Origin of the sequence: Enterococcus sp. AZ197 (assembly GCF_050556405.1) — a bacterium.
GTDB classification, from domain to species: Bacteria; Bacillota; Bacilli; order Lactobacillales; family Enterococcaceae; genus Enterococcus; species Enterococcus faecalis.
In genome coordinates this window covers 1,040,421-1,053,494 of the sequence record NZ_CP187873.1, presented here as the reverse complement: position 1 = coordinate 1,053,494, position 13,074 = coordinate 1,040,421, and the positions used below count along the sequence as shown (strand labels likewise).

Below are 13,074 nucleotides of genomic sequence, written 5' to 3'. Positions count from 1 at the left end.
AAATCTTCCTCCAAAATGGTTTTTATTTTTCTAAAATAACTAATTTCTCAGCTGGAAAAGCCAAGTGAATGGTTTCGTTTGTTTCATATAACTGTTCACTTGTTCCATTAACCAGCAATGTACCTAACGCTGTTTCCACTTCATATTGATAGCTTTTCCCTAAAAATGTTCGGACAGCGACAGTACCTGCGACAGTATTAGTAGCAGCTTCTGAAACAATCTCAATGTCCTCTGGACGAATCGTTGCCACCGTCGTTGTAACATTTGGTTCAGGATTAGTCGTTTTCACTATTTGATTTGTTTGTGTCCGATAATGACCGGCTTCCATTTTTTCGACAGAGAAAAAGTTTTCAAAACCGATAAATTCTGCAACAAACTTAGTACGAGGCAAACGATAAATCGTTTCTGGTGAATCATATTGTTCAATCACGCCATTATTCATAATGGCCACTTTATCTGAAATAGAAAAACATTCTTCTTGGTCATGTGTGACAAAAACTGTCGTAATGCCTAATTGTTGTTGAATCCGTTTGATTTCAATCCGCATTGCCACTCGCAATTTTGCATCTAAATTACTCAACGGTTCATCTAGTAGTAATAGTTTAGGTTCGATAATCAGAGCACGTGCTAGCGCAACCCGCTGTCTTTGACCACCAGATAATTGTTTTGGATAACGGTCGCCCAAGCTTTCTAAACCACATACTTTTAGCATTTCCGTGACTTTTTGGTCCATGGTTTGTTTGTTTTCTTTGCGTAATTTCAGCCCAAAAGCGACATTTTCTGCAATCGTTAAATGGGGAAATAACGCATAGCTTTGAAAAACCATCCCGAAGTTTCTTTTATGGACAGGAACCTTTGTTAGTTCTTCTTGGTCAACGAAAAACTGTCCGTCGTTTGGCTTAATTAATCCAGCAATCACTCTTAGCGTAGTCGTTTTACCACAACCACTCGGTCCTAATAAAGAAACTAATTCTCCTTTTTCCATTGAAATATTTAAATCTTTTAAAATATCTTGTTTTCCGTCATAGCTGACGCGAATATCTTTTAAATCCACAAAAGTCAAAATTTTCTCCTCTTTCTATCTCGTGCTTCTTCCATGTTTTAGGCAATGGAAGCTAGTCCCAACGTTTTTTCAATTAAAAACATTAAGCCCATTGTTAGTAGCATCAACAATACAGAAATTGCTGAAACAGTTGGATCATAATTGTATTCCATATAACTTAATAAAGAAGTAGGCAGCATCGTCACACCGGGACCTGATAAAAACATCGATACAGGAACATTGTTAAACGAATTGACAAATGCTAACATAAAGGCTGCAAAAATTCCTGAAGACACATTGGGTAAAACAATTTGAATAAAAGCTCGCAATCTTGTACAACCTAATGTCCAAGCTACTTCTTCCATTGAATAATCTAGTTGTTCCATACTTGACCCAACCACTCGAATAATATAAGGCAAACTAATTAAAAAATGCCCCATTAATAATCCTTGAAAGACAGGCAAACCTAATTTAATAACAATATATTGAAATAACGTATACCCGACCACAATTCCTGGAATCACAGTTGGGGATAAGAAAAAGCTTTTAATAAAGTTGCGCCCGCGAACGGAATAACGTGCCAGCGCATAGGAAGCCGGAATCCCTACTATTAATGCTAAAACAGTCGCTAATACCCCAATCAACAAGCTTAACTTAAAACTGTCCATAAACGTTTCCGATTGTAATGCTTTGGCATACCAATCTAAAGTAAATCCTTTAATCGGAAATTGAATCGCTGCGGCTGTTCCAAAAGAAGTCACCACAATCAAACATAATGGTAAAAATAAAAACAGAAAAACTAGAATTGCAATAACAGATAGTCCTTTTTGCTTACGCATGATTTGCTTCTCTCCGATCTACTTTCTTAGCGACCATGTCTAGGCCTTTCATCACAATTAATGTTGTTAAAATCATAATAAATGCAAGAACACTCGCCGATTGCCAATCACCTAAAGTATTAGCCTTTTGATATAAGAAGGTCGACATCATCATTTTTTGGTTACCACCTAACAGCTGTGGCGTCGTATAAGCCGTTAAAGTTCCTGTAAACACTAATATACTTCCTACAATGGTGCCTGGAATTGATAAAGGTAAAACAATTTTCCGAAAAGCCGTCATTGGATTGGCGCCTAGCGTCTCAGCCGCTTCTAGCATTTCTCCTTCAATGTTTTCCATAACCCCAACTAAGGTCATAATCATTGTTGGTAAAAATAAATACACTGAACCGATAATAATTGCAAATTCTGTATACAATAAATTCAGCGGTTGCTCAATTAAGCCTGTTTTTAATAACAACGTATTCACTACACCGTTTTTTCCTAAAATGTTAATCCAAGCAAAACTTCGAATAACTGAATTGGTTAATAATGGAAACAAGGTCATAGCCATTAAAAAGCCACGCCATTTTTTGGAAACTCCAGCAATAAAGTATGCCGTTGGAATGCCCAACACGATTGAAATACCCGTCACAATTAACGAAACTCTTATCGTTCGCCAGAAAATTGAAACATTATAGTCATCTTTAAAAAAAGTAACATACTGATTTAGTGTCAAGCCATGATCAGTAAAAATGGTTGGCAAAATGCTAGTAATTAATGGAATCATTAAGAAAAATAATAATAGTACTAGCCCCGGTGCCACAATTAAATAAGGAACTTTCTTGTTCATTCGTACACTCCTCGTTCGTTTTTTCACTTCATCAGTATACGCAAGGAAAACGTATATTTCAACACATTTTCATCTTTTTGTTCGTTTTTAAACCCGAACGTTCGTATATTTTTTCGAAAAAGGTTATTAAAAAATAAAACACGAACATTAAACAAAAAAACACAAACAAGACTGTTTGTGTTTTTTGTCAACTTTTTTATTTATCACTTAATTTTCTTGGAATGTTTGATCCTTTTCCATCATTTTCACTATAATACCATCTTGATACACCTGATAATATCCGAACAATTCATTCTCTTTTGAGACACTATTCTTTTCAGATATAATTTGAACAACATAACTTCCTTTATTTGACTGCTTAAACGTATAATGAAACGCCGAGTCATTCGTCGGTATCCCTAAACCATTTTGTAAAAATTCAATCGCTTCCTGTTTAGTATAAGATTCTGCTTCTAATTGCGTTCCTAAATGCGGATTTTTTTGATCAACAAATTGTCTTGCTTTGTCATTATTAGCAGACTTTTCTATAACGACTTCCTGTTGCGAATTCCTACTTCCTGAACAGCCAGATAATACAAATAAAATCATCAACAACCCCAAACACTTACTCAAAGTTTTCTCCTCCTCTCCATTTTGATTAGTAATACTTGATGATTTCTTTTATATTTTAGCATGCTTGATATAACGAATGGTGCTCAAAAAAGACAGAATCAACAAGTAAAAATTGTCGACTCACCTTTCTCAACTAATATTAAAAACTATTTGTCTCAATATTTTCGAATTCCCTGTAAATTACTGATAAATAAAAACAGCTCCTTTTGCGTATACTTATATTATCAGCACCTAAAGGAGGAACTTTCTTGAAGCAAAAAAATCTACTCACTTATCAATCACTTGCAGCCTTGTTGCTAGTATTCAGTCTCTTTAGTTTTGACCCATCGGTTTCTTTTGCCACCCGTTCTGGAAAAACGCCTGTTTCAGTTGAACTAGAACTTGGAGGGCTGCCTGGTGATGAATCGGTTGACGATGCCATTGATCCTGATTTAGAAAATCCTAACACTAGTTTTGACTTGCTCTTTATTCCGAAAGAATTTACTTTTGAAACCCAAGCGATTTCTGGTGATTTAACGGCAGTTCCTATACGACCTTCTGAAGGCAATACTCATACAATGAGACACTTCGGGATGGGGGATGTTCGCGGAGCCTTAACTGGTTGGCATGTCACTGCTGAAATCCCACACATGCGAAACGAAGCTCATTCTTTACTAGGCATCATTACGTTTCAATTAACAGGCGGCTATGCTCGCTATGACAAAACGTTAAGGCGTTTCTTTATGACAAATACAATGTATGGACTGGATTTTTCAGAAGATCCTGCTGCACCTGACTTCCCGACCAACCCAATTATTATCGGTAACGGTGCGACTTTAATGAGTAACGCTGGTGATAGAAAAGGACAAGGCATGTGGAGCGGCCGCATGACCGATATTTCTCTTGCAATCCAAACCCCTGTTTCACAATTATTTCCTGGCGCATATACAGGTTCGATTATCTGGAATTTAATCTCTGGACCTGCATAAAATAAAGAAACGCTTAGAAAACTAGCGGAATCACTACTCTTCTAAGCGTTTTTTTATATCATAAGGACTATTTGCTCCTTCTATTTGTCTAAGCATGCTTTACCACTTTTCGTTTAACGAATCACTTGGCCCCAACGGTAATCAAACTGATACTCTTGATTACCATTATTCAGGTTAATTTTGTATAAATAACGCGGGACTTTAATGAATAACGCATCCTCTACTTGAAAAGCTTCAATAGGTACATTTTCTTTAGTTAAAAGCAACGGTGTTTGCCACTCGTATGTTTTTTTCTGCCAATTGTATAAGCCAACTATCGCTTGATTACTTTGTCTTTTCTTGTATGACAGAACATAATAATTTGCTTCATCTTTCTTGCCTAATAAAACTGGTGCTATTAGTTGCTCTTCTAGTTTTCCTTGCACTGTTGTACGCTCTTCCGATGACAGCTCTTGACCAATTTGACTCTCATTTGAATCTACCGTCCATTTAGGCGCTTCTTGTGTTTGAAAGACTTCTTTGAAAGTTGGGTCTTGTTTTAACTGCCAATTTTTCAAATCTAATTGATAATATCGATTGTTTAATCCATAAATATAGAGATAGCGATTATCCATAAAACGATAATCAACGAAATCAGAGCTTAAATAGTCTTTTAATTCAGGGAATTTCTTCACTAAATCTGCTTCAGAAAACTGTTTTTTCCCTGTTTTTGTATCGAGTAAGTAAATGGCCTCGTTATCAGCATTATTCAAAACCACATATTGATCTGTTTGACCAATTAAATAATCACGCCAACCCAAACGTTTACTCCACATTCGTTCGCCCGTCTGACTATTAACAGAAATCACTTGGAACAATGAGTTACTGGTGCTAATGCCATTCGTTCGTCCATTTGGAATAATCATTCGCTCTATAGAAGTTAAGCCTTTCGTTTTTTCAGAATAAAACGTCGCACTTTTCTCTTCAATCGTTACTGAACGAAACATTCCGAAAAAGATTAAACCAGCAAAATGTACCACTGCAAGATAAACCAATAAAATTAACGCATAGGGAACCAGTCTCCTTGTACTCCGCCTTCTTATTAAGGAAATAACCAAAATACCACTAATTACTATAAAAATAATTGCTACAATGATAACAAAAATATCATGATAGAGCCAACCAGATAATTGCCAACTTCTATAAAGTGTGTCCATTACGCCATCCTTTCCAATTGTTATTTGCTTATTATAAAAAGGATACTATTTTTTTTTGAAAAATAACAACAAAAAGCGACGAACAGCAATAAGCCCATTCAAGTTGACTAACTAGGTCAACTTGAATGGGCGTAGAGAAATGTACCTTGTTATTCAGTTATTCCGCTTCTTCAATTGCGGACAAAGCTTTTGCAATATCAATTTCTTTATTCCGATAATCAGCATCATGAACTGGAAAATGCTGTCGCAATTCTGCTGTTTCCATCCACGAAACAGTCCCTTGTTTAATGCCAAAATCAAGAATGTGCCCACCAAATTGGTGATCCTCACTGATAAAGTGCAAATGAAACCCTGCGGCAGAGGCACCATGAAATAATTTAGGTGTAAAGAACCCTACAACTGTTCCCTGAATATTCTCCGCTGTAAATTCAGGTTGATTGCGTGCTGCTTCTACAAATGGTGGATACGGTTTTTCTTGTTTAGGTGCCACACGGACATGCATCTTCGCAAAAAGACCGCTAATTTTAATTGCCGCAAAAAAATTAGGACTAATTTTTTCTAAAATTTGTGCTTTAATATTTTCATCGGTTTCCGTTGATACAGGGAATGCGCCATCTTCTTGAAAACGAGTAACTGCGGCATATGGCGTTAATTCTTCGCCTTCTAGAATAGTAATTTCGCCAGTTTGATTTGCATGATACAATGTACCGTCCAATAAAATAATTTCGCCATTTGAGCCTTCTAATGTCCCAATTCCAAAATCACCTTGCGTGAGTAACGCACCAATTTCTGCCGTTCCTGCCATCAAACTTTCCATTAAACCGCCTAGCGTACCATGTTGATAAACATATTGTTCGCTCATTTTTCCATCTCCTAATAAAGTTGATCTGGTAACAATGTTTTACCTAATTCTTGATTATCTGAATAATCCACAGGAACATCAATAATCACTGGGCCTTCTGTTTGCATTCCTTCTTCTAAAGCTGCGGCAAATTCTGCTTGTGAATGTACTCGAACCCCTTTGGCTCCAAAAGCTTCAGCATATTTCACAAAATCAACTGGACCAAAATCTACGCCAGAGGATCGATTATATTTCATTTCTTCTTGGAATTTAACCATATCATAACTACCATCATTCCAAATAATATGCACGATATTTTGCTTTAACCGAACCGCGGTTTCTAATTCTTGCGCTGAAAATAGGAAACCGCCGTCCCCAGAAACAGAGATAATTTGTGTATTTGGACGAACTAGTGCAGCTGAGATTGCCCAAGGCAAAGCGACACCTAATGTTTGCATACCGTTACTAAATAATAAATGACGCGGTTCATAACTTCTAAAGTGGCGAGCCATCCAAATGTAGTGGCTCCCTACATCAACAGTAACTGTCATTTCATTCGTAGTTTTTTCTTGAAGCGTTTGAACAATTTCTAATGGATGTAATCGATTTTCAATTGTACTTGTTTTTACTTCTTTAATCGTTAATTTTTCTTGAAGCGTTTCTAAATAATCTTGCGCATCTTCTGTTAATATTGGTTCACTAAATGCTTCTGATAATTTCAAAATATTTTTAGACATATCACCAATTAGCTCTTCTTCCGGTTGCATATATTGATCAATTTCCATTTGAACTTCATCAATAACAATAACGCGCGCATCTTTTTCTGCGTTCCAATTACGTGCCTCATATTCAATTGGGTCATAACCAATCGCAATCACTAAATCACTTCTTTTTAACAAACGGTCCCCAGGTTGGTTTCGAAATAAACCAACACGCCCAAAGAAATGTTCTTCTAATTCTTTTGAAATAATGCCTGCTCCTTGGAACGTTTCCACGACTGGCAAACCAGTTATAGCAACCAATTCACGAATGGCTGCGGTAACTTTTCGTGCAGAGGCCCGCATTCCTAAAAGTAAAACAGGTAATTTCGCTTGCTTGATTCGTTCAGCTAAAGCTGCGATTGTTTCTGCTGATGCATGGCCCAGTTTCGGAGCCGACAAAGGCTTAATCGCTTCGCCTGTCACCGGACTATCTGTGACATCTTGTGGGATCGATAAGAATGTTGCGCCTTTTTTCGCTGTTTTGGCGATACGGTAAGCATTGGCAATATTTTCAGATAATGTTTCTGGATCTTGAATTTCTGTACTGAATTTTGTTATTGGACTAAATAATGCAGCATTATTCATGCTTTGGTGAGTTAATTTTGACAAATCGGACCGTTTCACCTGTCCAGCCAATGCTAAAACAGGGTCCCCTTCTGCAGTCGCAGTTACTAACCCAGTTGCTAAATTGCTGGCACCAGGTCCACTAGTTGCAATAACTAAGCCAGGCTCTCCCGTCAAACGACCAATCCCTTGTGCCATAAAGGCTGCATTTTGTTCATGTCGAGCTAAAATTAATTCTGGACCTTTGTCAACTAATGCATCAAAAACTCCATCAATTTTTGCACCGGGAATCCCAAAAATATAGGGCACTTCGTGATTGATTAAACTTTCTACTATGATATCTGATCCTTTTTTACTCACTGTTATACCTCCGATTAAAATCTGTACTAATTACAAATACAAAAATACCACTAAAATTCTAATTAATCAACAATGAAACACCTTGAAAACGTGTAATATACTAATTCGCATATTTTAATAGAATTGAGATATTTCAAAAGATTAAGCAAAAATAATGCAAAATACCTTAAAGTTTTATAGTCTTTCAACAATTATTATATACTTCTTCACTAAAAATTAGTAAGATTAACCTATAAGAAAAAAATCACAACCTGTGATAAATTATTGGAGGAAAAATATGTCAAAAGGGAAGAAAATTTTTGCCATTATCTTTGGAATTATCTTGGTTCTATTTCTTGCAGTTGTTGGAATGGGAGCAAAACTTTATTGGGATGTTTCTAAATCAATGGATAAAACCTATGAAACAGTAGAACGATCTAAAAAAAGTCAGGTCAATTTAAACAATAAGGAGCCTTTTTCTGTTTTATTATTAGGGATCGATACAGGCGATGATGGGCGTGTCGAGCAAGGTCGTTCGGATACAACAATTGTTGCAACAGTTAATCCTCGTGACAAGCAAACAACCTTAGTCAGTCTTGCTCGCGATACCTATGTAGATATTCCAGGTCAAGGAAAACAAGATAAATTGAATCACGCCTATGCTTTTGGCGGGGCATCTTTAGCAATGGACACAGTTGAAAACTATTTAAACATACCTATTAATCATTATGTTTCAATTAATATGGCTGGTTTAAAAGAATTAGTCAACGCGGTTGGCGGAATCGAAGTGAACAATAATCTGACTTTTTCTCAAGACGGATATGATTTTACGATTGGTAAAATTTCATTGGATGGTGAACAAGCACTCTCCTATTCAAGAATGCGTTACGAAGATCCTAATGGTGACTACGGCCGCCAAGAACGTCAAAGAAAAGTGATTGAAGGCATCGTCCAAAAAGTCTTAAGTCTTAATAGCGTGAGCAACTATCAACAAATTTTAACAGCTGTTTCTGATAATATGAAGACAGATTTAAGTTTTGATGACATGAAAAAAATTGCCTTAGATTATCGCAGTGCCTTTGGTAAAGTGAAACAAGACCAACTTCAAGGTACTGGTTTTATGCAAGATGGTGTTTCCTATCAACGTGTGGATGAACAAGAATTAACTCGTGTCCAACAAGAGTTGAAAAATCAATTGAATACAAAATAAAAATAAAACTCACGAGTACTATAAATACTCATGGGTTTTATTTTCTCTTCTATTAACGTTCTTGTTTCACCGCTTCTAAAGCCGCTGTATTAATAATATTCCAAGGTTTGTCAAACGCTGGTTGGAAGAAGAAGTCCGCATAGGCTAAGTCTTCAATCGTCATTTTGGCTTGAATCGCTAATGAAATAGCATTAATGTTTGCAGTTAAATCTGCTTTCGACATTAATTGAGCGCCTAAAATTTGTGTTGTTTCAGGATCATACACTAATTTAAACCAAGCTTTTTGTTTGTCTGGATTAAAGTCCATCAAGTAGTCTTCTACTACTGTCACCGCTTTTGTTTCTTTTCCTAATTTTTGAGCCATGACTTCGTTAATCCCTGTTGAAGCAAATTTATAATCAAAGACGGCCAAGCCAGAAGATCCTTGAACACCAGGGAAAGGTTTAACTGGTTCCTCTAGGTTTTTCACAGCAAAGCGACCTTGTTTACGAGCATTCGTTGCTAAGGCAATATTTACTTCTGTGTCTGCAGGATTGTATTTAATTAACGTAGCATCCCCTACTGCAAATACATCCGGCTCACTTGTCCGCATGTATTCATCCGTCTTGATTAGGCCATTCGGATGTAATTCCAAGGTACCTTTTAACCAAGCAGTGTTTGGACGGACACCAACCGCTACAACGACCAAATCAGCATCGTACGCATTTTTATCTGTAACGACTTTTTGCACACGACCGTCGCCTTCGTAACGTTCAACTGTTTCACCAGTTGCAATGGCAATATTATTAGCTTCCATCTCTTCTGTTAAAACATCTGTAAATTCTTTATCTAGATATACCCCTAATGGACGATCTAAAATATCAATAACAGTAACCTTTTTGCCGGCTTTTGCAAATGCTTCGGCAGCTTCAATCCCAATATAACCACTACCAATCACAACCACATTATTGACTTCTGGATCTACTGTTTTTTGTTTTAATTTAATGGCCCATTGACGACCACGCATCAAGTAAATATTATCCAAATCTTTACCTGGAATATCTAATTCAAATGGGACAGCTCCGGGACTGATGATTAATTTATCATAATTTTCAACACGTTCTTCACCTGACACTAAATCTTTCACTGTCACTTGATGTTCTTTTGGTTGAATCGCTGTAATTTCAGTATTAGAAAAGACATTTACACCACGGCTCTCCATTTTTTCACCAGTCATATAGCGAACAGAATTAACATCTTTCACTTTTCCTTCTAGGTACAACTGCATGCCACAAGACAAGAATGAGATAAAATCACCTTTCTCATACCATTGAATTTCTGCATCAGGATGAAGATTTAGTAATTCCTCTACCGCTTCATAACCTCCATGTGATGATCCTAAAACAATAACTTTCATCGCTCGTTCCTCCCATATAATATTATTTCTTACATAATAAAGAATATCATATATTCTCAAAAAATAACAAATAATATCCTCTTTTCCATTCTCAATTAAGTTCTTTAAATGAGAATAAAAAGGAGTATCCTCTGTATTTCGCCACTTTTCAATTACTTTTTTTATTTACTAAAAAATAAAAAATACTAAATTCTCCGATACGATTGATAGGGACGCCCCACTTTTAAATAGCTATTTTTACTTTCTAAAAGGTTATTTTTTTCTAGAAACAACACATATTTGCGAACAGAAACATGTGAAAGCTGACTCGCTTCTGATAATTCTTGAATCGTAAAATAGTCGGTAAATTCGTCTATTTTTTTTAACAATAATTGTAATGTTGCTTGTGTTAGTCCTTTTTCTAAGGACATGTTTTGAAGAGCTTGTTCATTTTTACGTGCGTTTGTCTGTGAAGAATGAAACAATTGGTCCACTTTTGTTTGCGAAAGCTCCTTCGTTTCCAGCGTGAATTGAGCAGCTTTTTTCTGATAGTTTTCGATACTTTGTTGAAATCGCTCAAAAGAAAAGGGTTTAACTAAATAGTCTAAAACGCCTAAATGTAAGCTTCGTTTAACATTTTCCAACTCGTTGGCAGCCGTAATCAGGATAACTTCTGTATCAATTTTTTCATCTCTAATTGTTGCCAGATAGGTCAAGCCGTTGCCATCTTTTAAATGAACGTCTAATAAAACAAGTACTGGTTGTTTTTCTTTCGTTAATTGTAGACCTTCAGCAATTGTTGCAACCGTAAAAATAGTCGGTTGGTGAATTAATTTTTCAAGATATTTTTGATGTATATATGCAACCATAGGATCGTCTTCAATAATCAATAGGTTCATTTTCCTCTGCTCCTTCGTAATGAACATTTATGCGAAGGACAAGCCAATTGTTTTGTTGGTTTTCCCAAGTCAATGTCGCTTCCGCATTCTCTAATAATCTTGCCAAATAAGAAGTGAAAAACTCTTGCTCAAAGCGTTCCAGTTGTTCTTTTGGATAAGCAAACGAATAAGTCGTCGTCAAACTTCCTGGCTGATAATCAATGGTTTCAATGATCTCTTCTGGCAACGTTTGCTCCATCAGGAAACGATGAATATAACGGTAGATAGCAATCAAATTTTGCGTATCTTCATCTCGTTTATTTGGTGGAATTTCTGGATAAATTTCAATAGCTAATTGTGTTTTAATTTCTGCAAACTTGATTCTTTCCCCACTTAAAAAACCTGCTAGAATAGGATTTCTGACCAAAATAGCTAAGCGCTGTGCAAATTCCTTTTCTGGTTTCAATAAATCGGCTAGATAATGTTTTAGCGCCTCATAATCTTCTAAATCGACTAAGCCATAAATGACATGCATCTTATTCATAAATTCGTGTGATTGACTTTGTAATGCCGAAGCATATGTTGTTGTGCTGACAAGCTGTTCTGCGACAATAAACGTTTCCGTCGCATTTTTCAGAAAGATAACATGCCCAATTGTTTTTTTACGGACATTAATCGGGGCGATTGAGACGAAATAATCCTGGCCATTTTGGCGATAGAATTGCTCTGTTTTTGAATGTACGATTAATTTTTCAGGAGATAAAACCAATGCTGAAAGTTTCTTTCCTAGTAAATTTTCTTCACTATTTGTTATATTATGATACATTTTAGTTGCTTCAATATTTGCTAATAAAATATTTTGATCGGTATCAATCACAAGGATTGCGTCTTTCGTTTCCTCAAGCATGGCGTTTCGCTCTTCTAATAGACGAGCAATTTCTCTTGGCTCTAAATCGTGAAGTTGTTTTTTTAAATAATAAGAAACTACGATGGCTAATATAAAGCCAAAACCAACACTTAAAAGGACACTCACTGTGTAATCATTTTTTGTTCGTTCAATCAATTGTGAAAGCGAGGTCATTTTAATGCCCATTGCCACAACCCCAATTTGTTTTCCTTGATCATAGACTGGGACAAAACCTCGTAATGATTCTCCTAAACTCCCTTGACTAACAGACAAATGTTCCTCCCCTTTTAATGCTCGCACTTCATCGCCACCTTCAAAATGCTTACCTATTTTTTGGCGATCAGGATGTGTTAAACGAATCCCCTGCATATTCATAATCACGATAAAATCCAACTGATGGATTTCACCTAAACGAACCGTATACGCTTCCAATTCATCTGAATAGTGATCATTCTTTAAGGCTTCAATAACATTCGGTTCAATAGCCAACTGTTCCCCGACGGCTAAAAGTGCTTGCTCTTGGTTTTTACGAACTTCTTTAATTGTTTGAACCGTCGTTACTCCGTAAAAGAAAGTAATCATAATAATTAATGTTGCAATAAAAATCACTGATAAGAAGCACCATAATTTCCCGCCACGCTTCATTCCATCCCTCTTTTCTCTTCAAATAAAGTATAGCATAGGAAGATTTGGTTAAAAAACTTTTCTTTAGT

12 protein-coding genes are annotated in these 13,074 nt (G+C 36.2%); 2 read left to right on the top strand and 10 right to left on the bottom strand.

What is annotated here, in order from left to right; translation table 11 throughout:
- Positions 1–22 precede the first annotated feature (22 nt).
- The 4 genes from IGK82_RS05225 to IGK82_RS05210 form a co-directional block, all read right to left on the bottom strand.
- Positions 23–1,063 (bottom strand): ABC transporter ATP-binding protein, encoded by a 1,041-nt coding sequence (locus IGK82_RS05225; protein WP_002413403.1) that lies wholly within the window; start codon positions 1,061–1,063, stop codon positions 23–25.
- A gap of 38 nt (positions 1,064–1,101) precedes the next feature.
- Positions 1,102–1,881 (bottom strand): ABC transporter permease, encoded by a 780-nt coding sequence (locus tag IGK82_RS05220; protein WP_002357916.1) that lies wholly within the window; start codon positions 1,879–1,881, stop codon positions 1,102–1,104.
- Positions 1,874–2,710: an ABC transporter permease gene (locus tag IGK82_RS05215; protein WP_002382189.1), complete on the bottom strand. Its 837-nt coding sequence runs from the start codon at positions 2,708–2,710 to the stop codon at positions 1,874–1,876. The genes IGK82_RS05220 and IGK82_RS05215 overlap by 8 nt, the downstream gene beginning before the upstream one ends.
- Before the next feature lie 207 nt (positions 2,711–2,917).
- Complete coding sequence (locus tag IGK82_RS05210) at positions 2,918–3,298, bottom strand: hypothetical protein (RefSeq protein ID WP_002392180.1); 381 nt, start codon at positions 3,296–3,298, stop codon at positions 2,918–2,920.
- Between the two features lie 230 nt (positions 3,299–3,528).
- Here IGK82_RS05210 and IGK82_RS05205 point away from each other — a divergent pair, with 230 nt between their 5' ends.
- Positions 3,529–4,290 (top strand): WxL domain-containing protein, encoded by a 762-nt coding sequence (locus tag IGK82_RS05205; RefSeq protein WP_002357920.1) that lies wholly within the window; start codon positions 3,529–3,531, stop codon positions 4,288–4,290.
- 113 nt (positions 4,291–4,403) lie between these two features.
- On the opposite strand, the gene IGK82_RS05200 is transcribed toward IGK82_RS05205, so the two are convergent.
- The 3 genes from IGK82_RS05200 to alsS form a co-directional block, all read right to left on the bottom strand.
- Positions 4,404–5,486 carry a PA2928 family protein gene (locus IGK82_RS05200; protein WP_002357921.1) on the bottom strand — a complete coding sequence of 361 codons (1,083 nt, stop codon included), beginning with the start codon at positions 5,484–5,486 and terminating at the stop codon, positions 4,404–4,406.
- Between the two features lie 157 nt (positions 5,487–5,643).
- Positions 5,644–6,348: an acetolactate decarboxylase gene (gene budA, locus IGK82_RS05195; RefSeq protein WP_430605159.1), complete on the bottom strand. Its 705-nt coding sequence runs from the start codon at positions 6,346–6,348 to the stop codon at positions 5,644–5,646.
- Positions 6,349–6,359: 11 nt separating this feature from the next.
- Positions 6,360–8,012: an acetolactate synthase AlsS gene (gene alsS / locus IGK82_RS05190; protein WP_002357923.1), complete on the bottom strand. Its 1,653-nt coding sequence runs from the start codon at positions 8,010–8,012 to the stop codon at positions 6,360–6,362.
- A gap of 277 nt (positions 8,013–8,289) precedes the next feature.
- Between alsS and IGK82_RS05185 the strand changes: the two genes are divergently transcribed.
- Complete coding sequence (locus IGK82_RS05185; RefSeq protein ID WP_002397190.1) at positions 8,290–9,201, top strand: LCP family protein; 912 nt, start codon at positions 8,290–8,292, stop codon at positions 9,199–9,201.
- Positions 9,202–9,253: 52 nt separating this feature from the next.
- Here IGK82_RS05185 and IGK82_RS05180 read toward each other — a convergent pair whose 3' ends face one another.
- From IGK82_RS05180 to IGK82_RS05170, 3 genes are all read right to left on the bottom strand, one after another.
- Positions 9,254–10,597, bottom strand: coding sequence for an NADH peroxidase (locus tag IGK82_RS05180; RefSeq protein WP_010818344.1), 1,344 nt, complete (start codon positions 10,595–10,597; stop codon positions 9,254–9,256).
- A gap of 185 nt (positions 10,598–10,782) precedes the next feature.
- Entirely contained in the window at positions 10,783–11,475 is a 693-nt protein-coding gene (locus IGK82_RS05175) for a response regulator (RefSeq protein ID WP_002378212.1), read from the bottom strand.
- Positions 11,456–13,006 (bottom strand): Spo0B domain-containing protein, encoded by a 1,551-nt coding sequence (locus IGK82_RS05170; RefSeq protein WP_002378211.1) that lies wholly within the window; start codon positions 13,004–13,006, stop codon positions 11,456–11,458. Before IGK82_RS05170 ends, IGK82_RS05175 begins: the two co-directional genes overlap by 20 nt.
- Between the last annotated feature and the right edge of the window lie 68 nt (positions 13,007–13,074).